Source organism: Phytoplasma sp. (assembly GCF_035187685.1).
Taxonomy (GTDB): Bacteria; Bacillota_I; Bacilli_A; order Acholeplasmatales; family Acholeplasmataceae; genus Phytoplasma.
Genome location: NZ_CP131022.1, coordinates 449478 through 475844, shown reverse-complemented (window position 1 = coordinate 475844; position 26367 = coordinate 449478). Strand labels below are relative to the sequence as shown.

At 23.0% G+C, this 26367-nt stretch carries 23 protein-coding genes, 4 tRNA genes and 2 pseudogenes; 24 read left to right on the top strand and 5 right to left on the bottom strand.

Going from position 1 to position 26367, the window contains the following annotated elements; translation table 11 throughout:
- Positions 1-20: 20 nt before the first annotated feature.
- The 3 genes from trmD to Q2306_RS02125 form a co-directional block, all read right to left on the bottom strand.
- A complete protein-coding gene (gene trmD / locus Q2306_RS02135) occupies positions 21-752 on the bottom strand; it encodes a tRNA (guanosine(37)-N1)-methyltransferase TrmD (RefSeq protein WP_323847655.1) in 732 nt (243 codons plus the stop codon).
- A 3-nt stretch (positions 753-755) separates the two neighbouring features.
- Positions 756-1010 (bottom strand): 30S ribosomal protein S16, encoded by a 255-nt coding sequence (gene rpsP / locus Q2306_RS02130; protein ID WP_323847654.1) that lies wholly within the window; start codon positions 1008-1010, stop codon positions 756-758.
- A 102-nt stretch (positions 1011-1112) separates the two neighbouring features.
- Positions 1113-1904, bottom strand: coding sequence for a Bax inhibitor-1/YccA family protein (locus tag Q2306_RS02125; protein ID WP_323847653.1), 792 nt, complete (start codon positions 1902-1904; stop codon positions 1113-1115).
- A 406-nt stretch (positions 1905-2310) separates the two neighbouring features.
- On the opposite strand from Q2306_RS02125, the gene Q2306_RS02120 reads away from it, so the two are divergent.
- Positions 2311-3192, top strand: coding sequence for a hypothetical protein (locus Q2306_RS02120; protein WP_323847652.1), 882 nt, complete (start codon positions 2311-2313; stop codon positions 3190-3192).
- A gap of 505 nt (positions 3193-3697) precedes the next feature.
- Here the strand turns inward: Q2306_RS02120 and Q2306_RS02115 are convergent.
- Positions 3698-3862, bottom strand: coding sequence for a hypothetical protein (locus tag Q2306_RS02115; protein WP_323847651.1), 165 nt, complete (start codon positions 3860-3862; stop codon positions 3698-3700).
- A 2678-nt stretch (positions 3863-6540) separates the two neighbouring features.
- Here Q2306_RS02115 and rplU point away from each other — a divergent pair.
- From rplU to Q2306_RS02090, 5 genes are read left to right on the top strand one after another with little or no spacing between them, the layout of a single operon-like run.
- Positions 6541-6858, top strand: coding sequence for a 50S ribosomal protein L21 (rplU, locus tag Q2306_RS02110; RefSeq protein ID WP_323847650.1), 318 nt, complete (start codon positions 6541-6543; stop codon positions 6856-6858).
- A 5-nt stretch (positions 6859-6863) separates the two neighbouring features.
- On the top strand, positions 6864-7175 hold the full coding sequence (locus tag Q2306_RS02105; RefSeq protein WP_323847649.1) for a ribosomal-processing cysteine protease Prp: 312 nt from the start codon (positions 6864-6866) through the stop codon (positions 7173-7175).
- Between the two features lie 35 nt (positions 7176-7210).
- Positions 7211-7504, top strand: a complete 294-nt coding sequence (gene rpmA / locus Q2306_RS02100) for a 50S ribosomal protein L27 (protein ID WP_323847648.1) — start codon at positions 7211-7213, stop codon at positions 7502-7504.
- A 26-nt stretch (positions 7505-7530) separates the two neighbouring features.
- Positions 7531-8796, top strand: coding sequence for a GTPase ObgE (gene obgE, locus Q2306_RS02095; protein WP_323847647.1), 1266 nt, complete (start codon positions 7531-7533; stop codon positions 8794-8796).
- Between the two features lie 4 nt (positions 8797-8800).
- Entirely contained in the window at positions 8801-9415 is a 615-nt protein-coding gene (locus tag Q2306_RS02090; protein ID WP_323847646.1) for a hypothetical protein, read from the top strand.
- A 1796-nt stretch (positions 9416-11211) separates the two neighbouring features.
- On the opposite strand, the gene Q2306_RS02085 is transcribed toward Q2306_RS02090, so the two are convergent.
- Positions 11212-11694: a hypothetical protein gene (locus Q2306_RS02085; protein ID WP_323847645.1), complete on the bottom strand. Its 483-nt coding sequence runs from the start codon at positions 11692-11694 to the stop codon at positions 11212-11214.
- Positions 11695-12168: 474 nt separating this feature from the next.
- Between Q2306_RS02085 and Q2306_RS02080 the strand changes: the two are divergent.
- The 18 genes and pseudogenes from Q2306_RS02080 to cysS all read left to right on the top strand — a co-directional run bounded on the left by Q2306_RS02080 (position 12169) and on the right by cysS (position 26281).
- Positions 12169-12745, top strand: a pseudogene (locus tag Q2306_RS02080) (sigma factor).
- Positions 12746-13116: 371 nt separating this feature from the next.
- Positions 13117-13275: a hypothetical protein gene (locus tag Q2306_RS02075; RefSeq protein WP_323847644.1), complete on the top strand. Its 159-nt coding sequence runs from the start codon at positions 13117-13119 to the stop codon at positions 13273-13275.
- Positions 13276-13882: 607 nt separating this feature from the next.
- Complete coding sequence (locus tag Q2306_RS02070; RefSeq protein WP_323847643.1) at positions 13883-14470, top strand: hypothetical protein; 588 nt, start codon at positions 13883-13885, stop codon at positions 14468-14470.
- Positions 14467-14577: pseudogene (locus Q2306_RS02065) on the top strand (hypothetical protein); the annotation flags it as partial. The gene Q2306_RS02070 and the pseudogene Q2306_RS02065, both read left to right, overlap by 4 nt.
- Before the next feature lie 9 nt (positions 14578-14586).
- Entirely contained in the window at positions 14587-14760 is a 174-nt protein-coding gene (locus Q2306_RS02060; protein ID WP_323847642.1) for a hypothetical protein, read from the top strand.
- Between the two features lie 960 nt (positions 14761-15720).
- Complete coding sequence (locus Q2306_RS02055) at positions 15721-16491, top strand: SVM family protein (protein WP_323847641.1); 771 nt, start codon at positions 15721-15723, stop codon at positions 16489-16491.
- A gap of 447 nt (positions 16492-16938) precedes the next feature.
- Positions 16939-17151, top strand: a complete 213-nt coding sequence (locus Q2306_RS02050) for an HNH endonuclease (protein ID WP_323847640.1) — start codon at positions 16939-16941, stop codon at positions 17149-17151.
- A gap of 889 nt (positions 17152-18040) precedes the next feature.
- The gene (locus Q2306_RS02045; RefSeq protein WP_323847639.1) at positions 18041-18577 is read left to right on the top strand and encodes an XRE family transcriptional regulator; all 537 of its coding nucleotides are present in this window, start codon (positions 18041-18043) and stop codon (positions 18575-18577) included.
- Positions 18578-18597: 20 nt separating this feature from the next.
- A complete protein-coding gene (gene tpiA / locus Q2306_RS02040) occupies positions 18598-19386 on the top strand; it encodes a triose-phosphate isomerase (protein WP_323847638.1) in 789 nt (262 codons plus the stop codon).
- A gap of 39 nt (positions 19387-19425) precedes the next feature.
- Positions 19426-21648: an ATP-dependent helicase gene (locus Q2306_RS02035; protein WP_323847637.1), complete on the top strand. Its 2223-nt coding sequence runs from the start codon at positions 19426-19428 to the stop codon at positions 21646-21648.
- Between the two features lie 293 nt (positions 21649-21941).
- Positions 21942-22017 (top strand) — tRNA-Glu (locus Q2306_RS02030).
- Between the two features lie 36 nt (positions 22018-22053).
- Positions 22054-22130 (top strand) — tRNA-Arg (locus tag Q2306_RS02025).
- A 22-nt stretch (positions 22131-22152) separates the two neighbouring features.
- Positions 22153-22229, top strand: a tRNA-Pro gene (locus Q2306_RS02020).
- Positions 22230-22242: 13 nt separating this feature from the next.
- A tRNA-Gly gene (locus Q2306_RS02015) sits at positions 22243-22317 on the top strand.
- Between the two features lie 282 nt (positions 22318-22599).
- Complete coding sequence (gene rplM, locus Q2306_RS02010) at positions 22600-23067, top strand: 50S ribosomal protein L13 (protein WP_323847951.1); 468 nt, start codon at positions 22600-22602, stop codon at positions 23065-23067.
- 7 nt (positions 23068-23074) lie between these two features.
- Positions 23075-23467, top strand: a complete 393-nt coding sequence (rpsI, locus tag Q2306_RS02005) for a 30S ribosomal protein S9 (RefSeq protein WP_323847636.1) — start codon at positions 23075-23077, stop codon at positions 23465-23467.
- A gap of 119 nt (positions 23468-23586) precedes the next feature.
- Complete coding sequence (gene gltX / locus Q2306_RS02000; protein ID WP_323847635.1) at positions 23587-24924, top strand: glutamate--tRNA ligase; 1338 nt, start codon at positions 23587-23589, stop codon at positions 24922-24924.
- Positions 24925-24964: 40 nt separating this feature from the next.
- Positions 24965-26281 carry a cysteine--tRNA ligase gene (cysS, locus tag Q2306_RS01995; RefSeq protein ID WP_323847634.1) on the top strand — a complete coding sequence of 439 codons (1317 nt, stop codon included), beginning with the start codon at positions 24965-24967 and terminating at the stop codon, positions 26279-26281.
- The last annotated feature ends 86 nt before the right edge of the window (positions 26282-26367 follow it).

Genomic DNA, 26367 nt, shown 5'->3' with positions numbered 1-26367 from the left:
TTTATCCTTTAAACTATTTTTTAATTATTTTCTTCTTTTTTGATTTCTGTCAATAATTTTTGTGTTTCAATATCTAAATTTATTTTTTTTAATAAATCAGGTCTTTTTAAAAAAGTATTTCTCAAACTTTCTTTTTTGCGCCATTGAGCAATTTTAGAATGATCGCCAGATAAAAGAATTTCAGGAACTTTGTGATTTTTATAATTTTTAGGCTTAGTATATTGAGGATATTTTAATAAAATATTTTGATGCGAATCTTGAAGACAAGATTCTTTTTTAATTACTCCTGGTAGAAGTCTTATCATAACATTCATTAAAATAATTGCGCCAAATTCACCACCAGTTAAAATATAATCTCCTATAGATATTTCTTCATCAATATATTTTGAAATTCTTTCATCTATACCTTCATAATTACCACATAAAATTATAAAATGAGCATCTTCTTGTGAATATTGAATAGCTTTTTGTTGATTAAATAATTTTCCTTGCGGCGATAATAAAATTATTTTTGTTTTTTCTTTTTTTTCTATATTATTTAAACATTGATAAAAAGGCGGAAAAGATAATAACATCCCATTATCACCGCCATATGGGGTATCATCAATTTGATGATGTTTATTTTGGCTATACATCCTTAAATTATGAATATTAATATCGAACTTTTTTTTTTCTTGAGCTCTTTTAATGATAGAATGATTTAATAAATCATAAAAAAAATCAGGGAAAATAGTGATAATATCAAATTTCATTTTTTATTTTAAATTATCTTTTTTTTGACGCTTTACTTTTTTTAGTAAATTTACAACAGTTTTAGTTGGTTGCGAACCTACAGACAACCATTTTTCAACTTTTATTAAATCTATATCAACTAAATTACGAAAGGGTTCGTAAGTACCCAAAATTTCTAAAAATTTACCATCTCTTTTTCGCTGAGATTCTGCAGTAACTACACGATAAAAAGGTCTTTTATGATTACCAAAACGTTGTAAACGTATTTTTGTTGCCATTATTGTTAATAACTCACTTTCTTTTAAAAAATAAAAAAACTATATATTAAATATATTATATTTCTATTGTTTTTATGAATATTTGAAAATTATATTAAATTTCTATTGTCTTTTATTCGATCCTAATAATCTCATTAAAATATCTAATATCATCATAAAAATATTTATAAATAAAGAAACAAAAGCTAAAGATAACTGCCATTCATATTTTTTCGGCATACTTTTTGTAATAATATCTTCTACATAATTAAAATGTATAATTAACATACTCACTCCAAAATATATAAAAAACAAATTAATAGGGATAGCTATAATGTTATAAGTCATAACATTTTCGACACGCATTATAGCAAAAACAATACAAGAAAATATTTCTGCTAAAAACAATATAAAAGCAATTAAAAATATTTTTTTAAATATTGCTGAATCTTTATCGATTGTTACATAACCTTTATAATATAAATAAGATACAACTAAGAAAACTAAAAAAGTAGCAAACAAAGCTATACAAGATAATGGGAACACATTATGATAATAAACATCGAAAATAGATAAAGTTGTTCCAATCATCATACCCATAACAATTGAATAAATAAAAGAAGATAACTTAGCTTTTTCAACAGAATTAATACCAGCTCTAAAAGACACAACAACAATAATAAAATAAAATAATGAAAGAAACTGAGCTAATATTAAAAATTTTGGATGAGTTTTCAAAAATACAAAACTCAATATTGTCGATAAAGAGGTGATTAATAATAATAAAATTGTTTTAGCAACAATCCCAAAACGTGTTACTTTATTTTGATAAATAATCTTTGCTGAAGAAGTGTTCAAAAAATTATCTTTAATTTGTACAAAACTATTATTTACTTTCGTTTTTACGTTTAACATTGCAAAAAATCCTTTCTTTAAAAACAATAATCAAAAATATAAAATATTTATTAATTGTACTATATTATATTATATATAATAATTTTAATTTTTTATATTGTTAATATAGTGAAAAAAATATTTTTGATTATTTTTCTTTGATTTTAAATATTATGTTGAAAATTTTTTGAATTGTAATATTTTTTAGAAAAAATTATACTTCTAATTATACTTCTAAATAGAATTTTTTAGTTCAAGCTTTATCGAAAAGAAACTGATTTGTATTTTGTTAATGATTTGCATTTCGGACTTTTATTCTCTAGATATCGAGGATATTTAACGACAAAAGTAATGTAATTATTTATTATAATTCAAAGATTAAATATGTTTATCGGTAGAAAAAAAGAAACTAATTTTTTGAAAAAAATTGAATCAAAATATATTTTCATTAGACATAATTCTTGAAAATTATTCTTTAGAAGAATTATGTAATAAAGAAAAAGGTATTTCAGAAGAATTAAACAAACTTAATTTGAACAATGACAAAGAATTAAAAATTTTAAAAAATAAAGTAACAACTAAAAAACAATTTAAAAAATTAAAAAAACGTTTAAACCAAGAATTATTAATTCAATTATTAAAAAAAGCTGAATTTAATCCTTATCGTCTAATAATAGATTATAAAATGCCAGCAAATGAAGTAATAGTTGAAAAGGGTTTTACACAACAAGAATTAATAAAAAACATAATTATGAAAGATTTAAATGAAGAAATTTTAAAAACTTTGAATGTGAGTATTTCACAATTACTTGAAGCAAAGGTAACAGTACAACAATTACTTGAAGCAAAGGTAACAGTACAACAATTACTTGAAGCAAAGGTAACAGTACAACAATTACTTGAAGCAAAGGTAACAGTACAACAATTACTTGAAGCAAAGGTAAATAAAGAAGAAATAATTAAAAATGCATATTTAATACCTGATTTCCCTAAATATATAAATTCATTTCAAATATCGATAAAAGAAGCAAGCAATATTAAAACAAAAGATAACCAAAATATGTTTTCAACAGAACAATTGATATTCGATATATTTAATGAAGCCAAAGCAGAAGAATTCATTCAAAATCAAGTTAACATTATAACATTTATTCAACAAGAAACACAACAAGAAAAACTAACAAGAATTAAAAAAAGATTTACAGCTCAAGATTTAAAAAATGTTAGTTGGCAAGATAATGAAAATACTTATAAATTAACTAATGAAAACCTGTTAAAGATAGGTTATACTGAGGAAGAATTAAAATAAAAATATTTTTTAAATAATTTTCTTTGAATATTTAATTGAATTTTGATTTTTGTCTTTCATTCTACTTAATATCCAATTTATTTAACAAAAATTTCTATAAAATAATCATTTGATATAACAATTTAATTAAATATTTCTTTGTAAGAAATTAAATCTTTGAAGTTTTTAATAAATTTTTATTTAAGTTTTGTTATAAAAATTGAGAATAAAATTTGATTGAAAGGATAAATTTTTTTAATTTCTAAGGCAAAAAAATTAAAAATAATATTATTTATTTTTTTTTATTTAATAAATTAATTGAATTGATTTTGATATATAAAATGGGGATTGTTATTGTCTTGGGTTTTAAATCGAGATAGATCAGATGCGTTTCGGGATTTTACACCTTATTACAAACTGGCCCCTCACACCACGGAACGAGCAAGTTTCCAAGCATTCCGCGGTTATAATAGTTTCTTACTTCAGTTTTTCGAAGGCGACCTTATTTATTTGTTGTAACGTATAGTTACTTCCCGGGACTATTAAATCCAGCTAATGTAAGTAAATTATTCCTCTCATCTTGTGTTCCAGAGGATTTTTTACAAGAGAATGTTTGTATTGCATTCGTGCTTGCTATTGTTTTTTTACAATTACAAGGTGAACCATCTCCTTTGGTTCGGCACCAATTCAAGTGTACATTATACACCTTTTTACTCCAGTTAAGGATTTATAGCCCTATTATCTGACATCATTACCCAAAACTATTATTTCCTCTTTCGCCTTGTAAAGGTTATTACCCTTTTCCTCGGTTGGGCGATTATCTAACCTTTTCCAGGGTTAGTTTTGCTCCAACGACTACTATGATTCTACTTTTTCCTTGAGTCCCCCATGACTTTTTACCTCTCAGGTTTAGGTTTAACCTTGACTTTTAGGAAGATCCAATTTACTCTTATTAACTACGATGGATTCTTTAGGTATGCTAACCTTGGCATTTACTTTAGGTGTTTAGTCTATGAGATAGGGAAATCCCGTTTAGCTAGGTGAGTCAAGATGTTGGTTTTTACACCAGAGAGAGGTTTCTTAGTCCTCTTGATAATCTACGTAGTCAACCATTTTAACCACCTAGTTCCATCTTGCAAGTTGTTTCATTTACTTTCAACTTGGTTTAAACATTACCCTTCTTATTGTATTTAGGCTCATTTCAGAGCTTATCCATAAAATCCGTTCTTCTTGCGGTCTCTTCTTGACTAGTTACTTCGTCTCATTTCGCTTTTATTCTCTGCTATAATTTTCGATTCTTTCGTTCCGAAAACCAAGAATATGAAGTATGTGATTATCACACATAACAATTCGTTAAATTGTTGTTAATAAGGCCTCTTTGGCACCCATGATAATTTAAACAATTTAATATGCGAAAAGATACCGTATAATACAGTAATTTAACCAATTACATGGTCGATAATGCCATAGAACATATAAAAGAGGAAACTCCGACGGTTTCATAAACGAAAGAATATGAGATTACAGCAGTCATAAAAGCGAAATGAGACGAAGTAACTAGTCAAGAAGTTATCGCAAGTTCAAGACTATCATGGAAAAGACCTGAGACGGTCCTAATGGAAATAAAATAGTAATTTAATAACCTAAGGAAGGCAAGTTAATGAAATCCTTCAGATTGGATGCATATTAAAGATATAGTATTAGTCTTTAATAATTATCACGCAACTATTCAATTAGTAAATCCAATTATCTCTATTAATATAGAGTTCATCCATCCTAAAATAGTCAAGGTATATTATAAAGGGAACTTTAAGAATCCTAAAATTCAAGGTCAAACCTAAATATTCGAGGTAAAAAGTCAAATAGAATCAAGGATAAAGATACCATTTAGTAGTCGTAGAAGTAAAACCAAGGTTGAAACACCTTAGACAATCGAACTACCAAGAAGATAGGGAAAACCTATCATAGGGCGAAAGTGGTAAGTAATTGTAGAGATTTATGTAATGACTTAATGAATGCCAATATATTTAAAACAGCATAATCTGTTCACAAAATTATAAACATTAAAGATTACCTATAAATCCTGAGAGCCCCCCCTTTTATCTTTTAAAAAAAGAGACATAGGGACAAAACATCTCTCATTAGTCACAAATACTCACGATAACACGAGAAAAGACTCATACCACTACAATTATGGCAAGCCGTATACTTGGAAACTTGTTCGTACGGTTTAGATCGGGACCAATTTGTAATAAACCTAAATAATAAACTTCTCATACTTTCTAGAATCTAAGAAGATTAATGAGAATAAAAATTAGTAAAACGCATTTGATTTATCGATATTAATTTTAATTATAATTTACAAAAATTATTACAAACTAATTATAAAACATCCAAATTAAATAAAAATTAACAGATGTAAAAAAATTGGTAAATGTAAACGATTTTAATAAAAAATAGAAAAAATTATGTTTTCGATAAGAAATAATAAAATCAATATATTTTTGAAAATATACTCCAAAAAAGTAAACAAAATAATGTCAAATGATCGAAATTTTAATCAAAATAACCAAAGAATTTGTAAATTTTCAAAATAAAATATTATAAATCAGGATAATTTTTATGATTTTTATTCAATGGAATATGAATTGGATAATGATTTAAATAATTTTTTTAAAAATTATTAAAAGAATTATTTCAATAAGAAGAAGATTTAAAATTTTTTAATATTAAGAGATATAAAAAAATTTAGAAATTAACATATAAAGACGTTAATATTGACACAATTATAAAAGATTTAAACAAAATTATAAGAATTGAATAATAATTAAGAAATGTGTAAATTTTTTAAACACTTTTTATATAAAAGTGCCAAAAATTTACTGATAAATAAATTAAAACATAATTTTTTGATCGATGAAAAAACAAGACATTAATCTAAAACGTAACAAAAAAGATTTAAAGTTATGGAAACAAGCTTGGAATAAACAAGCAAAAAAAATTCTTTTTAAAAGGATCATATTTAAACAAATTAGCGATGTTTGTGGTTTGACTAAAATATAATTTAGATATGAATGCTTTATTTTAAAGTTTTGCAAATCTAATTATATTTTTGCTCAAGATGTTTTGTCTAGAATATAGAAACAAATATATCTTAAAATAAAAAAATAATACTTAAAAATATACGTGTTTATAAATATTGACAATTTATTGTTTTTGTGATATTATTAGTGTAGTTTTTATTTAAATAAAGAAAAGATTTAATAACTTAAGAAAAATATACAAATATATAAAAGTTGATTAAAATCTTAAAAAAAATCTATAGATTATTTTATTTACACTTAATTAGAGAGATATAGGTATTTGTTTATGTTTGCTATTTTTAAATCCGGAAGTAAACAATTCAAAGTATTTCAAGGTCAAGAAATTTTTGTTGAAAAGTTGCCTCTTGAAGTAGATCAAAGTTATACCTTCGATAAAGTTTTAGCTATCGAAGATATTCGAAATAAAAAAAGCATTTTAGGAACTCCGTTCGTAGATGGGGCTAAAATAGAAACTAAAGTGATTAAACAAGGAAAAGATAAAAAAATTATCGTTTTCAAATATAAAAAAAGAAAAAAATATCGTTTAAAACAAGGGCACAGACAATTATATACTAAATTATTAATTACTAAAATTAGTTTTTAAAAGTTATGATTAAATATTTTTTTACTAAAGATGATGGCAAAATAGAAAAAGTCAACATCACAGGTCATTCTTTGTACGATATTAAAAACAAAGATATTGTTTGTGCCTCCGTTTCAACAGCTATTATTATGACTTTAAATGCTATTGAAATATGCCAATTAAAATCGAATATTAGTTATGATTTAAAAGAAGGTTTTTTTATACTTAAATTATTAAAATTTGATGATATCTTAAACAAGTTATTGTCAAATTTAGAATATACTTTAAAAGACTTAAATAAAAATTATCACAAATATTTACAAGAAATAAAAAAATGATTTATTAATTTTTAAGGAGATGAATTTGTAATATTATGTTGAAATTAAATATCCAATTGTTTGCCACTAAAAAAGGTGTGGGTGCTACTCGTAATGGTCGTGATTCTCATTCTAAAAGATTAGGTTGCAAATTATCTGATGGTCAATATGCCTATAAGGGTTCTATTATTTATCGTCAAAGAGGAACAAAAATATTTCCTGGAGAAAATGTAGGAATGGGTAGAGATCATACTTTATTTGCTTTAATTAATGGCATAGTTAAATATCAAATTAAAGGAAAAAATAAAAAACAAGTTTCTATGTATTTTATTGATAAAACAGTTAATTAAAAAAACTTTGTATGGGACAACAATAAATGAATTTTATAGATGAAACAATCAATTTCGTTAAAGCTGGCAACGGTGGCAACGGAATTGTTTCTTTTAGAAGAGAAAAATATGTACCTTATGGAGGCCCTTCAGGAGGTAATGGTGGCAAGGGTGGCTCTGTTATTTTTATAGGCGATTCAGGTTTGAATACTTTATTTAAGTTACAGTATCAACAAAAATTAATTGCTTTAAACGGAGAAAATGGAAAAAATAAAAATCAAAATGGAGCCAAAGCACAAAATTTAATCATACAAGTGCCTTTAGGAACATTAATTTATAATAACAAAAACGAAGAGTTTATTGGTGAAATTTTAGAAGATGGGCATGAATTAGTTATTGCTAAAGGCGGTAGAGGCGGTAGAGGTAATTATTCTTTGGCTAATTCTAAAAATAAAATTCCTTCTTTCGCTGAAAAAGGCGAATTAGGAGAAAGTTTAACTATCAAAACTAAATTAAAAGTTTTAGCAGATGTGGGTTTGATAGGTTTTCCTAATGTTGGTAAATCTTCTTTAATTTCTACTATTTCTAATGTTAAATCAAAATCAGCTTCTTATGCTTTCACTACCTTAAAACCCTTTTTAGGAGTTGTTAATGTTGATAATTTTAGTTTTACGGCTGCTGACATTCCCGGTTTAATCCAAGGTTCTCATTTAGGCCGTGGCATGGGAATTGATTTTTTAAAACATATTGAAAGATGTAAAGTTTTAATACATGTATGTAGTGCTGATAATGATGATATTTATGAAAGATATTGTCAGTTAAATGAAGAATTATATAAATATAATCCTAAAATTTTAGAAAAAAAACAAATTATAGTATTCAATAAAATAGATTTAGATGATTCACAAAAAAAATTAGATTTATTTAGAGCGAATTTGAATCAAGAACAAATTATTATAGCTTGTTCAGTTTGGCATCGTTTAAATTTAGATTATTTAAAATATAAAATCAAAGAATTATTAATTGATTACAAAGAAAAACAAATCAATGATAATTCCAAAAAATATAAATTATTTACTTTAGAAAATAAAGATAAATTCGAAGTATATAAAGATCATAAAGGTTGTTTTATAATTAAATCCGATAAAATAGAGAAATTATTTCATAAAACAGATTTAAATAATTATGAATCATTAAAAAAATTTTCTTATTCATTGAAAAAAATGGGCGTAGAAGAAGAATTAAAAAAACAAGGTATGACTGATAAAGATAAAGTGAAAATTTGTGATTATATTTTTGAATTAGTAAGTTAATAAAATGATTTATAATAATGAAAATAAAAAAAATTATACTTATTATCATTCAGTTTTAAAACAAATTATTTTAGCATCTATGCTGTCAGTTGTATCTTTTTTTATAAAAAATTTTTCAAATAAAATTTGCCCATCTTTATTTAAAAAATTTTTTTTTATCGATTTTTTATGTTATATCCCTTTACTTATCATCCCTTTATATTCTAAAAAATATTTTTCTTTTATAATTGTTTCTTTATCAGAAGGAATAGCGTTTTGGTCTAGAAGTTCTTCTTATCCATACAATCCTATTTTAAGTTTGTTTTATGGCATTATTTGGGGTATTTTACCTAATTTTTTTTTAAATAAAAAAAATAATTCTTTTTTTAGAGTTTATTTTTTTATAAATTTGATATTTATTTTTCATTTTGTATTTTATTATATCATTTCTATTATTTGGATTAAATTTTATTTTTTTCAAAATAATTTTTTTGATTTAAAAAATAATCTTTTTAGCTATTCACGTATAACATATATAAAATTTTATTTATTAATTAAATTTTTTTCTTTATTTATAATATCTTTAGTGAATACTTATTTATATCTTCGTATTAAACGACAAGTTTTGTTAATATTTTAAATTAATACGAATATTTTATTAAATAAGATAGTGCTCTAAAAAAGCCTAATTAACACCAGCTTAACGAATTGGAACACTTGATAATAGTGTAATTTATTCTCTCCGGCTCACTTTTAAAGAAAGGATATGGAGTTATAGCAGAAGATAAAAGCGGGGCGAGGTGAAGTTATTAGCCAAGTGGGATTACCGCAAAGAATAACGAATTCAATGGATAAGTTCTGAAACGAGCCCAAACGCAAAAAATGGAGCAATGTTAAAACCGAGTCTAAAATAACTTATAACGATTCGTAAGAAGGAATAAATTAGATAAGTTCGGGGTCTAATTTAGTTATAGGGATTTATTTCTGTCTGGTTTTAATACTAACTTCTTAATCTATCTGGCTAAACGATGTTTATTTATTTAATATTAACGGTTGGTTAAAGCTTTAAACTTTGTAACTCCTAAAAAATGATTCACGTATTTAATTAGAGTAACTTGGATATTCCTAAAAATTAAGGTTTAAACTTAAACATAAGGGGATAAAAAGCCTTATGGATTCAAGGAAAAAGCAGAACCAATAGTAGTCGTTGGAGCAAAACTTCAATTGAAATATTTAAGATAATCGCCTAACCAAAAAGTCATGGAAAACATGATATAGGGCGAAAAGGGAATTATATTTCGCGCTTTAATTTTGGATGAAGAAAGTCCGGTTAACATGGAGTTGTTAATAATTGAATCAATTAAAAAAGATTTTAAGCTTTTGACAAAGTTCAAGCAGTTACAAAAATAAATTTTTCATACTGTTTAGAGTCTCTAAGGGCAATGAGAATAAAAATAAAGCTAGAAATTTAAAACTGTCGTATGTTTGTAAACTTGCCTTTACGGTGGTGTGTGGGAGGTTTTATTGTAAATAACCAAAACGTAATTAATCTATTCTTCACGATAATTAGATAAATATGTTTAAAAATCGAAATAAGCTTAAAAAATTATTAAATTATGGTTGAAACAAATATTTCTTTATTATATACAAAATTATAATATAAAAAAGTTAATAACAAAACGAAAGCAAAACATTATAAAATTTTCTAAAATATTTAAAAAAAATTATTACAAAAATGTTAAATATCGAATTTAACTTGCTTGATTTAATTCAAATAAATCATTTTAAGATTCGTATTAAATATTTATTAGTTAAATTATAATATTACATATCACGAAATAAAAATTAAAAACAAATTCATAATAAATTATTTTCAAACGTCTTCGTTATTTTTTATTTTCGAAAATAGTTTATTTATATTAACTTTGCGATATTATTATAATATTTGTACAAAATTTTTATTATATAGACATTGTATAAAAAATAAAAGAAAGAGTGTATTTATATTATCGCAACAGTTATTATTGCTATATTAGGCTCTTTTTTATATAAAGAAGCTATGTGGAATAAATTTATTTATTTAGCCAAAATAGGTGTTAACAAATTTTAACCGATATATTTTAGAAAATGCAAAAATTGATAAATCAACAAAAGCTAGTATATATTAATAAATTTTACATAATTGGTTTGTTTTTATAAACGAATTAAATGTTAAAGATATTTAAAAAAAATTTCAATAAAAGAAAAAATATAAATTTTAAAAAAATATAAATACATTTGTATATTTTTCAATATTTATCAAAAAAAAGACTAATTTTTCATTAGTCTTTAGGCGATTAAAATTTTTATTAATTTTTTTATTTGTTTATATAAGGTTTTTATTTAATTTATTTTTATAATTTTCTATATTATTATTTTTTTATTTCAAATATCTCATTAAAAATATTTTATTTTAACAAAACTATTTAATTTATATTTATCTTTGTTTTTGATGAATTTAAAATAAATATTTAAATCTAAAAATATATTATCTCTTATTTTATAAATACCGGGAATAATTTTTAAATAACTTCTAGCAAAAAAAATTTTGGTATTCATCAAAAAATTAATATTTTTTACTATAAGTTTTTTATTTTTTTCGTCATACACAATATTATCATTTTTATATACAGTAATATAATTTTGTAAAAATTGTTTTTCTAAATCTCGACAAGAACTTCCTAAAATATAAGAAAATTTTTTGGCAATTTTGAATATAACAGCATCGCAAAAACAATTATTTAAATCCCAATCGAATTCTTGAATAATTATTTCTTCTTTTTCTATTTTATCTAAATTATAAAACCATGGATTTATAAATAAACAAATAAATAAAATTATAATAAACAAAAAATATATTTTATTTATATAATTTTTCATTTACAACAATGTCCGTTCTTTTTATACATTATATTTTCTAATTTATGTATATATTTTTATAAAAAAAACAAAAACATATACATAAATTTTATTTGAATTATTAGAAAATATTATTAACTATAAAAAATATTTTACTTTTTAATGTTTTGATAGTTTAATCTATAATATAATATGGCTGTTTTATTAAAGTATTAACTCGTCCAAAGGTTTGTTGAATTGGGTTTTAGGATGAGATATTTGAATTTGTCATCGAAAAGACAACTATAATAATTATTAATCATAAATAAAAATTATTAATATGAATATCCAAAGTGTAGGATTTAATTAACTTTTCGCTATGTTAGGTTTTTCAAAATTTTAGACACTTTTTTGTTTTTTAAAATTTCTTTAATACTGACTATTAAGTTAGTCTTTTTTTCAAAGACTAAATAATTTTTTATATCTTTTCTAAAAACTTTTTTAGAGAGGATTCAAATGCAAATAAAAAAATTATTTAAATATTTTTTAAAAAATAAAAATAATTTAGAAATTCGTAATCAATTAATCGAAATTAATTTATCACTATTATTAAATAAATTAGTTAATAGATTTAAATATTGCCCACGAGCAATTTTAAACAACAAGATTTATATTAAGAATGTATTTTAGGACTAATCAAAGCCCTAAATAATTATACGGATTTAGGTTATGATTTCATCGTCTATTGAACACCAACTATTAAATCAGAAATCAAAGAACTCATTTGAAAAAGTAATTTTCCTTCTATTTTACAAAAAACCAATAAATCAAACAATTATTCTTTTTAAGAATAAAAACATATAATTTTCATTATCAAATCCTTAATCTTCATCAAATATACATTAAATAAGTTAATCACTAATGTTTTTTAAATAAACTAAAAACTAAATTAAGTGAAAATGAATCCAATATCATCAGATTAAGTTTTGGGATTCTTTTAGGAAATATTACTAGTTATTCTAATATCGAAATAGCTCAAATTTTAAATTTAATTTTGAAACAAGTAAAAAATATTAAAAAAATAATAATATAGAAATCAATACCAAAAAAGAAGAACTAAAAACAACAACTAATGAAGATGATAAAAAACGTTTATAAGATGAAATCTCAGAATTACAAGAAGAAACAATGAAAATAGTTAAACAAATAATGGAATTTATAAGACAAATAGCAGAATATTTAGAAGCCTACAAAAAATGTATGAAAATATGTTATCTAGTTCCGAAGATTATAAAAAAATTTAGTAATAGATTATAAAAAAATAAATAAATACAAACAATCTATCTTCAACCAAATTAAATCTGTCGAACAAATAAAAACCGAAATCCACAACAATATCAATGAAATAAAAGAAAAAAACTTTAATCGAAGCAAAAATAAAAGGTTTAGAATCAATTAGAGAAGTTGCTGACGTATCAAGAATCACCGCAACCGATTAGGGACAAAAAACATGAATTTAGTTTTGGTAATCTTCGTGATGCTATTTGCCAAAAAGCCGAATTATATATGGATGTCTTTGGAAGACTTGATATGTTAAGAGCAGCAGGTTGGTGGAATAATTAAAAAAATTGCTCGAAATATTGCTAAAGGTGGTTTAATTATTCATGAAACTTATCGTGTAATCTACTTAAGCTTAACAATTATTCCAAAACGAAGACTGAACACCTAAAATTAATTGATAAAAACATATATGAAACAATTACCAAAAGAATAGGAAAAGAAATAGAATAAGCCAAAGTTGACTATAAAGACTACGAAAAGAAACTAGAAGAATTAGACGATTTAATAAAATCTATAAAAACAAAATAACTAACTAACGCTAATTGACGAATATGAAAAAATAATAAATGAATTAATTAAAAAAAGAAATTTAGTTTCTGATAATGTAAATTTAGCAAAAAATAAAATTGAACTAGAAGAAAAACTAGAAACAAAAAACGAAGAAATAAAAACCAGAAAAGAAAAACTAAAACAGCAAGATCCAAATTATGCCAGAGTCCAAGAAAGATTAAAACAAAAAAGATATAATAAATTCTTTCAACTTATCACTAATTAATCAATATATAATTTTTTATTTAATATTCAAACAAATAAAATTGTATAATAGTAGTAATTAATTTCTTTAAAAAATAATATAAATTACTACTATTATCGAAAAGGAAATGAAATAATGAACTTTTTTAAAAATTATAAAGAAGCTATTCTCGTTATTGGTTTTGTTGTAATTTGTATTACAATTGGATTTATTTTAAGTAACAAAGAACCAAATCAACCTTCAGAAACTAAACGAGAAACAAGAAATCTCAAACCTAAAATTAAAATAACTAAAGAAAACTTTGATAAAATTAAACATTATGTTTTATCCGAAAACGAAAATGAAGTTTTATCAGTAGAAAATCTTTCTGAAGAAGAAAAAACCGAAATCAATAAAATAAAACAAAAATTAGTTAACAATATGATACATAGTAAAGATTATTGGAATCCTAAAATAAAAGAAAAACAAGAAAAAAGCAACCAATTAAAAAAACAAATTGAAGAAATCGAAAATAAAAAGAAATCACAAAATTTAAGTTCGAGAGAAATAGCCAATTTAGAAGTCGACAAAAAAATGTATGAAAATATGTTATATGGAATAGCAGGTTCTGAAAACTATAAAAAAGATTTAGAAAAATCTTTAAATAAAGATTTAGAACAAAATAAAAATAATGTCCTATCTTACCTCAACTCCCTCTATGAAATCACCTCCGCTGAGGAATAAAAATAAAGGAGATTGAATTCATAGTTAAATTAAAAAATCAAATTAACATAATTTATCTTTGTTTAATAATTTCTACATTATTATTATTTATTTTTAATAATCATCGAGTAATGGCGATGGAAAATTTAAAAAACGAAGAAATTAAAATAATAAATAATAATACAAATGAAGAAAATAATAATGATGAAATGCCTATGAATAAAGATTTTAAACAACAAAATTTATTTAAATTATTTATTGACAAAATAATTATCAAAATAATCTTTATAAAGATTAAAATAAATTTTTAAAAAATAAAAATCTTTTTTTAATTAAAATATTAAGTTTTAGATATATTAAAATTATATTTTTATTAGTGATTTGTTATATAATAAATTTAGATTTTTTTTCATTATTTGGACCCTTTACAGGGTTTTTTTATTTAACACATACAAAAGTGGGATTTAGGCCATTAATTCAAAGCTCAAATGAGGTAATTAACTATGACTCAAACAAAATTCCCTGAATGAACATACACTTTCAAATTAAACCTCTTTTTCTTTAAAATTAACTAAATAATATTGTATAATATTGGTAATTAATTTCTTTAAAAAATGATATAATTTGTTGCTATTATCGAAAGGATATTAAAGAATGAATTTTGTGAAAAAATATTGGATTGCGATTTCGATTATTAACATTTTAAGGATATCCTTTATTAATTGGTGTTTTTGAAGATATCTGTGACTTCAAACAAGAAATCAAATAATTCTAATGAGTTAGAATATAATCACCAACCTAATTACTCATCAAAACCCAAATAAAAAATAGATACTTCTAAACTAACAAAACAAATAACTTCGAAAGATTTTTAAAAAAAGCTTATTTTTAACCCGAAAACGAAAATATAGTTTTATTTCTAAGTAATCTTACCGAAGAAGAAATAACCACAATTGAAAAAATCAAAAACAGTTAGAAACAAAATTTAGATTTATATTAAATAAAGAGCAAAACAGTATCAAAGAACTCTACAATGAATGTGAATTTGATAAAACAAAAAAATATGCTTGATTTATCAAAAGATGAATTTGAAATCGAAAGGGTTAAATAACACGCTCCTCGTCGTGCCGAAGAATAAAAAAAATATTATAAAAACGATATAAAGATGTTGAATTGAAATTTAAAAATAGCAGCATATTATATCGTCTCAACTCCTTCTACGAAATCATACCTCCTTCGGCCGAGGAATTAAAATAAAGGAAATTTAATTAATGTTTAAATTAAAAAACCAATTTAAAATAATTTATTTTTGTTTAATAATCTTTATAGTATTATTATTTCTTTTTAATAATCATCAAGTAATAGCGATGGATAATTTAGCTAATGAAATAACTGAAGAAACTGAAGAAACTGAAGAAATTATGATAAGTATGCAAAAATTTTGCGCTTTACATGAAATAGGACATGCAGTAGTAGCTTATGAATTAAGTAAAATACAATCTGAATTCGATCTTATAAAACTTAAAGCAATAGAATTAAAAACAGATAATGAAGAAACTATAAAAGGTAGTGTAGACTTTTCTTTTAATAAATCAGAATATGGTTATTTATTTTCATTATCTGTGTTTTTAGGAGGCCCAGAAGTAGAAAAAAGAATTACAATGTCGATAGGAGATTTTAAATATAAGGGTGATGATGATGAAAAAGATATCGAAAACATAATTCAACATATTATAGAGAGAGGATGGTTTTTAGGTGATTTTTATTTACCAACAGATTCTTTAGAAATGCGCAAAAATAAAATTAAAAATATTGCACAAACAAAAACTCAAGAAATTCTTAAACAATATGAAGAAATTTTATTACCGCTAGCTGATGAATTATTAGAAAAACACAAAATGACAAAAAAAGAATTTTTATTATCATTACAAAAAGTAATTAATCAAAGAAATAATTCTCAAGAAATAACACCAAAAGATATAAAAATAACTCAATTACAAAATAATATTAAAACATCTGGTTGCTGTTGTAATATTTTATAAAATAACTTATAAAATCTATTTTTTAAAAACGATAATCTTACTCAAATATTAAAAAATGTGACAGAATTAATTTTTTTAAAAATCATGAAAAAAGTTAAAAAATATAAAATATTTAAATGATTGAAAAATTGTGGTGTTCCAAAACTTAAGCACTTTTTTATCTTTTAAAAAATCTTTAAGACTAATTATTAAGTTAGTCTTTTTTCTTTTCATGAAGTGTTCCTAAAAACTGATCTATTAGATAGTCTCGTTTTTTCTAATGGAGTGTTCGTAAAAACTGATCTATTAGAGAGTCTCGTTTTTTCTAAAAAATTATTTTTTTTAGAAAAAATTGAGACCTCGTAATAATTCCGTTAAATAGAACACTTCAGATTAAGGAAATATCAAAAGATAAACCTAACCCTTAATGCAAATAGCTATAAAACTAAAACCAAATTAACGGATAGATTGCAAGCTGTTAAATGTGAAAATTGTCGAAAAGATGGAAAACAACTTGAAATTCATCACACTAAGACAATACGAAACAAGAACTGGCAAAGTATCAGAAACAAAGAAACAAAAGCACTTTGTAAAGATTGTCATCGTAAAATAACGAACCAACAAATAAAATCGTTTGTATGGGTCAACAAAACACAAAAAACGAACAAATTATCCAAATAAAATAAATTTAAATCGTCAAAAACTAGAAATATTATAACCGCGGAATGCTTGGAAACTTGCTCGTTCCGTGGTGTGGGAGGCTAGTTTGTAATAAGGAGTAATCTCTGAAACGCATCTAATCTATCCCGATAATTTTAAAATCCAAATAAATTGTTAATTGTTAAACTAAAACAACCTTAAAATATATTTAATGAATTTTCAAATATATAAAATTAAAGAGAATTAAAATTAATTAATTTTTATTTTACCAATCGTAAAAAAGAAGTTATTAATTTGGATTCATTTGAATCTCTTAATTAATATTTTTTTAAAAGAGTACTCAATTTATTAACATTTCTCTATTAAAATTCAAATACCAGATAAAAGGAAAGGTAAATAATATTTATTAATAGTGCTCTATAATACCAACTATTATTCGAATTATTACTACTAGCTTTTCCATTCCAAATTTTAATTAATGAATTAATATTTAATATTAACAAAATTGCAAATGCTTCATTATTTTCAAAAGCACCTTAAAGTTAACACAACGCATAAAATTAATAATAAACATTTACTAAAAAATAAATCTAATATTATCCCGAGTTTAATCTAAATACTTATTTTATATTCTTTTTGCATTTTCTTTTTGTATTTCAAATTTCTTTAATTTTTTATTATTTACATTTTTTATTATATATAATGTCAAGCTCCAAGGTTAATTTTTAAGAGAAATCAACTGAATTAAAATTTTTTAATTTTTTTAAATGTTATATAATATAATATGTACACATAATAAATTTTGTCTTTTTCTTCGTCTTTGATTTATAATTTATTGTTAGAAATATTTTTGTGATAATAAATTATCTTTCAAAAAAAATGTATCTTATTTTGCAAAGGAAATTAAATATTGAATATAGGACTCCAAATTAGGAATTTAAGATTAAATCGAAAAATAACTCAAAAAGAACTAGCTAATAAAATCAATGTCACCAGCGGATATATTTCACAAATTGAAAATAATTTAATTTCCCCTTCTTTAAAAATTTTATTCTCTTTATTTAAAGTTTTTAAAATATCGGCTTCAGATTTTTTTCAACAGAAAAAACATATAGAATTAATTCATAAAAAAGATGATTTTTTAGCTATTACAGAACCAAATTTAAAAAATACTACTTATTATCTTTTTCCTTCTATAAATAGATATCAAATAGAACCGGTCATTATTGAGATCGAGCCTAAAGGTCAAACAACTATGAATAATAATATAAAAGGAGATGTCTTTGGTTTTGTTGTAGAAGGAGAAGTTGTTTTAATTTTGAATAAATTAAGATACTTTTTAAAAAAAGGAGATACTTTTTATTTATTAACTGATAAGAAATATTATTTATTAAATCAGAACGAAGAGATAGCAAAAATATTAAAAATTATTTCACTATCGAAATGAACTAAAGGAGTTTTATTTAAATGAAAAAAATTGTTATTGCTGGTAATTGGAAGATGAATAAATGCAAAGACTCGGCTTTAAATTTTATTTATCAAATTAATAATAAAATGCCTGATAGAAAAAAAGTAGAAACTATTATTTTTCCGCAAACAACTTTATTATATACATTGACTCAAATAGAAGGCAAGAATTTAAGAATCGGAGCACAAAATATTTTTCATAAAAATGAAGGCTCTTATACAGGTGAAGTTTCTCCTAAAAATATCTACTCTTTAGGTATTAAATATTCTTTAGTTGGTCATTGTGAAAGAAGAACTCTTTTCGGCGAAACAGAAACAGAAGTAAAATTAAAACTTTTAGCTCTTTTAAATGCAAATATTTATCCTATTCTTTGTATAGGCGAAGATAACGTTGTTAAACAAGCTAATAATAGAAAAATATTTTTAGATAATCAATTAGAAACTCTTTTAAAAGATATTCCACACGATTCTATATCTAAAATAATATTAGCTTATGAACCTTTTTGGGCGATCGGAACAGGTAAAAGTCTTCAACCTGAAGAGGCTAATGGAATTATTAAAAATATTCGTCAAAAAATAGCTTCATTATTTACTCAAGAAATAGCTAATCAAATAAGAATTATTTATGGTGGTTCTGTTAACGTTGATAACATAGAAATTGTTTTAAGACAAAAAGAAATTGATGGTGTTTTAATAGGTAATAGTTCTTTGCAAGTTGAAAATTTTTTATTTTTTGCTAAAATAGGTTTACAGATATATAATTCTAAATATCCTGAAAAATTAGAATAATTTAAATAAATTTAAATAAAAGAAAGTTTCTAAAAAAAGATGGAAACACGAAAATGGTTAAATAATTTAAACGAAGAACAAATAAAAGCAATTATTTCAAACGAAAAAAAAATTTATCTTCAAGCCGGGGCTGGAACAGGTAAAACAACTACTTTAACAAACAAAATTATTCATTATATAAATGAGTTTAATATAAAAGGCGAGAATATTTTAGCAATTACTTTTACTAATAATGCTGCTAAAGAAATGAAAGAACGTTTAAAACAAATGATTCCTTCGCAAACTTTTCCTTATTTGACAATTTCTACTTTTCATGCTTTTGGTTATTCTTTTTTAAAAAAAAATATTCACAAATTTAATTTAAAATTCAATTCTTTGTTTGTTATTATTGACGAACGTGAAGCTAATAAAATTATTAGAGAACAAATAAATGTTTTAAACTTAGATAAAAATAAGTATAATGCTCAAAAATTACAAAAAAAAATTTTGCAAATGAAAAATGATAAGATTAAAAAACAAATTTTGAGTGAAATAAATTTGGGTAATATATATTGCCATACAAATAAAAACTTAAAATTATTCTTTTCTGAAGAAGAAAATCGAATTTTTGATTTTTATAATAAATATTTAGAAAAAAATAATTTGTTAGATTTTGATGATTTAATTATTTATACTTATCAATTATTAAAAAATAATTCTTCTTTGGCTTATTTTTATCAAAAGAAATTTTCTCACATTTTGATAGATGAGTTTCAAGATATTGATTTAATACAATATCAAATAATTAAACTAATAGGAGAGGATAATTTTATTTTTGCAGTAGGTGATTCAAACCAAAATATATATAGTTTTAGAGGTTCAGATTCAAGTTGTAATGACTTATTTTTACAAGATTTTAGCGTTCAAAAGTTAGCTTTAACTCGAAATTATCGTTCAACTAAAAATATTTTAGATAAAGCTAATCTTTTAATCAAAAATAATTATAATAAGGATGATAATCGTTTTCAAATCAATCTTAAAAGTAATAATTTTTTTGGAGAAAAAGTCGTTTATAAAAGATTTTCTGATGCTTCCAAAGAAGCCAAGTTTATTTCAAATAAAATTAGAGATTTAGTAAATAATCAAAATTATAGTTACAAAGATATAGCTATTTTATTCAGGTTAAATGCATTATCTAAAGAAATCGAAAATAGTTTATTTATTCATAATATTCCTTATTTTATTAGAGGTTCTATTACTTTGTTTCAAAGAAAAGAAATTAAAGATTTTGTAGCTTATTTAAAAGTACTTCTTTTTAATAAAAATGATTTTTATTTTAAAAGAATTATTAATGTTCCGCGACGCCAAATAGGATACAAAACAATAATGAAGTTAGAACAAATAGCTATACAAAAACAAATGTCTTTGTTCGAGGCTATGGATCATATATCTGATGACGATAATATTAAAATAAAAATTAATAATTTGAAAAAAATTTTTAATAAACTTTCAGATGTTTTTTACGATGAACAAAAATGTAATTTATCTAATGTTCTTTCTTTAATTGATGAAAACATTAAATATTCAGAAATTTTAGATAAAGATAAAGATCGTTTTGCTAAAAATGATAATGAAAAAATTAAAAAAAATTTATCTGAATTAAAAAAAATTTTTATTGCAGAAGATCAAAAACAAACAAACAATACTTTTTTAGAAAAATTAAGTTTGTTATTAAATAAAATAACTTTGTCAAATGAAAAAGAAAGTGATGATGAGATACCACAAGTTCTTTTGTCTTCTATTCATAAAGTCAAAGGTTTAGAATTTAAAATTGTTTTTTCTGTAGGTTGGGACGCTAATATCTTTAAAGATGGCAAGCATGATAATGATAGTGATTTATTTAAAGAAGAAAGACGTATTGCTTATGTGGCAATAACAAGAGCTAAAGAATTATTATATCTAACAAGTGCTAAAATTAGATTTTTCTTAAGAGAAAAAGAATTATCCGAGCCAGTCTCCTTTTTAAAAGAAATGAAATTAATTACTGATAATTCTTTTGTGTTTAATGATAATATTTTATCTAAATTTAAACAGGACAAAAACATTTCAAATAATAAAGTTACAAATCAAGTATTATATAGAATAGGTGATAAAATTATGCATGAAATTTTTGGTAAAGGTACCATCCTTTCTATTAATAAAGAAATTTTAACTATTGTTTTTGCTAAACCTCATGGAATAAAAAAAATTCTTATGCATCATCGTTCTTGGAAGAAAATTTAATTTTTTGCATAAGTATCGTTTGTTTTTATTATTCAAAATTTTATAATATTTATTTTAATGATTTTATATTAAATTATGTTAAAATTATTCATGTGTAATTATAATCTATATATTTTTTTAATTTATATTTTATTTATTAATCATAAGTAAACAAAATAATATTGTTTTTTAATTATTAAATGAAAATATTGTAATTATTAATTCTGTTTGGTTTGATTAGTAATTACTTTATTTTATTTTGATAATATTTTGTTGTTTTTATTTTATAGATTTTGTGATTATATATAAAATTAGGCCCGTTGGAGAAACGGTTAACTCACATGCCTTTCACGCATGCATTCACGGGTTCGAATCCCGTACGGGTCACCAAGCAATATATAAATAGTATTAATAATAATTTAAAAAACACCCATAGCTTAATTGGATAGAGCATCTGACTACGGATCAGAAGGTTAGGGGTTCGACTCCTCTTGGGTGTGCCATTTTTTTAATAATTAATGAAAACGGGAAGTAGCTTAGCTTGGTATAGCGCCTGGTTTGGGACCAGGAGGTCGCGGGTTCAAATCCTGTCTTCCCGACCATTATGTTAAATAAGCGAATGTGGTATAATGGCCATTACCTTAGCCTTCCAAGCTAAAGATGTGGGTTCGATTCCCATCATTCGCTCCATATAAATATTCAAAAAAATATAATTTAAATAAACTAATGTTATATTTTTTTATTTAAATTATATTTTTTTTGTGTCTAATATAAGTTTGATAAATTATAATTGACATTCTAATGTTATTATTATATAATAATACTATAGATTTAATATAATAATTGCCTTAATTTTAACTAGATTTAATTATTCATTTTTTTAATTATAATAAGTATATTAAAATTAATAATTATAATTTTAAATATAAATATATTTAGAACGTCTTAAGTAGAAAGTGTTGTATATCCATGATGGATGCTGTAAATCAAAGAGAAAAATTAAAATCCGGAAATAAAACTTTTTCTGTTAATAAACAACAAATAGTTAAAAAGTGGTATTTAATAGATGTTAAAGATAAAGTGCTAGGTAGATGTGCTACGAAAATAGCTAGTATTTTAAAAGGTAAAACTAAAATAAATTACACTCCACATATTGATAATGGTGATTATGTAGCCATTATTAATGCTTCTAAAATTAAATTAACGGGTAAAAAATGGAAAAAGAAAATTTATTATAAACATTCAGGTTATCCAGGTGGTTTATCCAAAATGACTGCTGAGGAGATGATTAAAAAATTTCCTATTCGTATTGTTGAAAAAGCTATTTTTGGTATGTTACCGCATACTAAATTAGGTGATCAAATGCGTAAAAAATTATTTGTTTATCCTAATGAATCTCATAGACACGAATCACAAAAACCACAAATTTTAGAGGTATAATATTAAAATGAATAAAAATAAGTATTTGGGTTTAGGCAGAAGAAAAAGCTCAGTTGCAAGAGTTATATTAGTTTTAGGTTCGGGTGTTATTAAAATAAATAAAAAAGATTTCAATGATTATATTTCTTCAAAAGAAATTCGTTTAGAAACTCTTATGCCTTTAACATTAACTCAAAATTTAAAAAAATATGATGTTATTGCTAATGTTTACGGTGGAGGAAAATCATCTCAAGCAGGAGCTATTCGATTAGGGATTTCTAGATCTTTATTAGAAGCAGAACCTGGTTCAAGAACTATTTTAAAAAAAGCTAAATTATTAACAAGAGATTCACGTTGTGTAGAACGTAAAAAATACGGTTTAAAAAAAGCTCGTCGTGCTCCTCAATTTTCTAAACGTTAATTTTTTATATATTTTATGAATAAATTTTTAAAGAGTCTTTTTTTTATATTTGAAAAAGACTCTTTTTGTTATTGTTTAGATAATATTGAATCATTCTATTTTTGAAAGTTGTTATACAAATGAAAGATATAAGAGTTCGTTATGCTCCAAGTCCTACTGGTTTTTTACATATTGGCAATGCTAGGACCGCTTTATTTAATTATTTATTTGCTCGCCGTTTTAAAGGTAAATTTATTATTAGAATCGAAGATACTGATTTAGAACGCAATGTAACTCATAGTGAAGTTACTCAGTTAGAACAATTAAAATGGTTAGGTCTTGAATGGGACGAAGGTCCTGATATACAAGGACAATTAGGACCTTATAGACAATCTGAAAGATTGTCTATTTATCAAAAATATAGTCAAATCTTATTAGATAAAAAATTAGCCTACAAAGAATATCAAATAAAAAGTGATAAATTTGTAGTTCGTTTTAAAGTTACAGCAGGAGTTTTATATGAATTTGATGATTTAATAAGAGGTAAATTGTGTTTTGAGAGTGATCAAATAGAAGATTGGATTATAATGAAGTCTAATGGGTTCCCCACTTATAATTTTGCCGTTGCTATTGATGATCATTTGATGCAAATATCTCATGTTTTAAGAGGAGAAGAACACATTACTAATACACCAAAACAAATAATGATTTATAAGGCTTTTGATTGGAATATTCCTATTTTCATTCATATGTCTTTGATTTTGAATAAAAATAAAAAAAAATTAAGCAAAAGAGATCTTGATGTAGTTCAATTTATTGAAAAATATATTGATTTAGGTTATTTGCCCAACGCTTTGTTTAATTTTTTATCCCTTTTAGGATTTGCTCCTAATACTAATAAAACTATTTTGTCGCCAGAAGAAATTATTTCTTTGTTTGATGTACAAAAACTTGTAAAAGCTCCGGCTATATTTGATGAACAAAAATTATTTTTTATTAATAATCAATATTTAAAAAAAATACCTTTAAAAGAATTAGTCGAAATAACTCAAATGTTTTTGCAAAGAGAAAATATTTTTTTAGAAAAAGAATATTTAACCAAAATAGTTATTTTATTAAGAGATAGGTCTAATTATATTCAACAAATAGTAAGTTTATATTTAGATTTTTTTGTTAAAAACGAAGAGATAGATAATGAAATTATTTCTTTTGTTAAAGAAAATGAAATGTTTTCTGCGATTAAAGTTTTAAAAAAATTATTTTTAAAATTAGAAGATTTTCAATCATCTTTTATTGATCAAATAATTAAACAATTCAGCGAAATAACTAATTTAAAAGCTAAAAAACTTTTTTTGATCGTAAGAATATCTTGTACAGGAAAATTAAATGGTCCTCATTTATTAACTTATTTAGAATTATTAGGCAAAAAAAAAATTTTAAACAATATTGATAAAATATTAAATTTATCTATACAATGATTCATTTTATTATAAATATCATGGAATAAAAAAGGATTTTATGTTGAAATTTTATAATTCTTTAACTTCTAAAAAAGAAAGTTTTTATTCTTTAGAACAAAACCAAATTAATATTTATGTTTGCGGACCTACAGTTTATGATCATTTGCACATCGGAAACATAAGAAATTTAATTTTTTTTGATCTTTTAAAAAAATATTTTTCTTCTTTAGAAAAAAAAGTATTTTTGGTAGTTAATATTACTGATATTGATGATAAAATTATTCAAAAAGCATTAGATAATGAGATGTCAGAAACACACATATCTCGTATCTATATCGACTATTTTTTAAATTTATTGTCTAAATTAGAAATTAAAACAATTGATAAATTACCCTTAGTAACTGATTATATTCCTGAAATTATATCTTACATACAGCAATTAATTGATAAAGGGTATACTTATACTACAAATGAAGGTATTTATTTTAAAACCGATTTAGTTTCTCATTATAATTTGCTTAGTTTTCAAAATTTAACCAAATTAAAAAAAAATGTTAGAAAAACATTAGATGTGCAAAAACAAAAAACAGAAGATTTTATTTTGTGGAAAAAAACTAAAATAGGGGTCAAATATGAAAGCCCTTGGTTTCCTGGTAGACCAGGATGGCATACAGAATGTGTTGTAATGATTAAGAATCTTTTTAACAATACTATAGATATTCACGGCGGTGGAATTGATTTAAAATTTCCACATCATACCAATGAACAAGCTCAATTTTGGGCAACAGAACAAAAAAAATTAGCTAATTTTTTTATGCATTCAGGACATGTTGATTATAATAAAACTAAAATGAGTAAATCTTTAGGGAATTGTATTTTAGCAAAAGATTTATTAAAAAAATTTCATCCAAATGTTATTAAAATGTTTTTTTTAACTTATCATTATTTACAACCTATTCATTATAGCGAGCAAATAATAAAAGATACTGAATTAAAATATAATAGAATAATTTATATTTTAAATAAAAATAATTTTAAGTTTTTTTTAAATAAAATGAATAATCAAGAAATCGAATATGTTTATATTCAAAAATTTCATTCTTTGATGTCGAATGATTTTGATACTCCAAATGTTTTAACTTTGATTGAAGAATTATTGAAACAGATAAATAAAACTGTTGAATTAGAAAAATTATCTAAATTACAAAACACATTAATAATATTATTCACCTATTTAAGTATTGATATTCATTTAAAAAGTATTACTGATGAAAAAATTAAAATTTATAATTTATGGCAGGAAGCACAAAATAAAAAAGATTTTACGGTATCTGATCGTTTAAGAAAAATTTTAAAAAGAGAAATGTTAATTTGAAAATAATTTATTTGTTGAATATGCATATAATTAAAACATTTTAATTTATAAAATTTTTGTTGCATTTGATAAATAATTAAAATAAA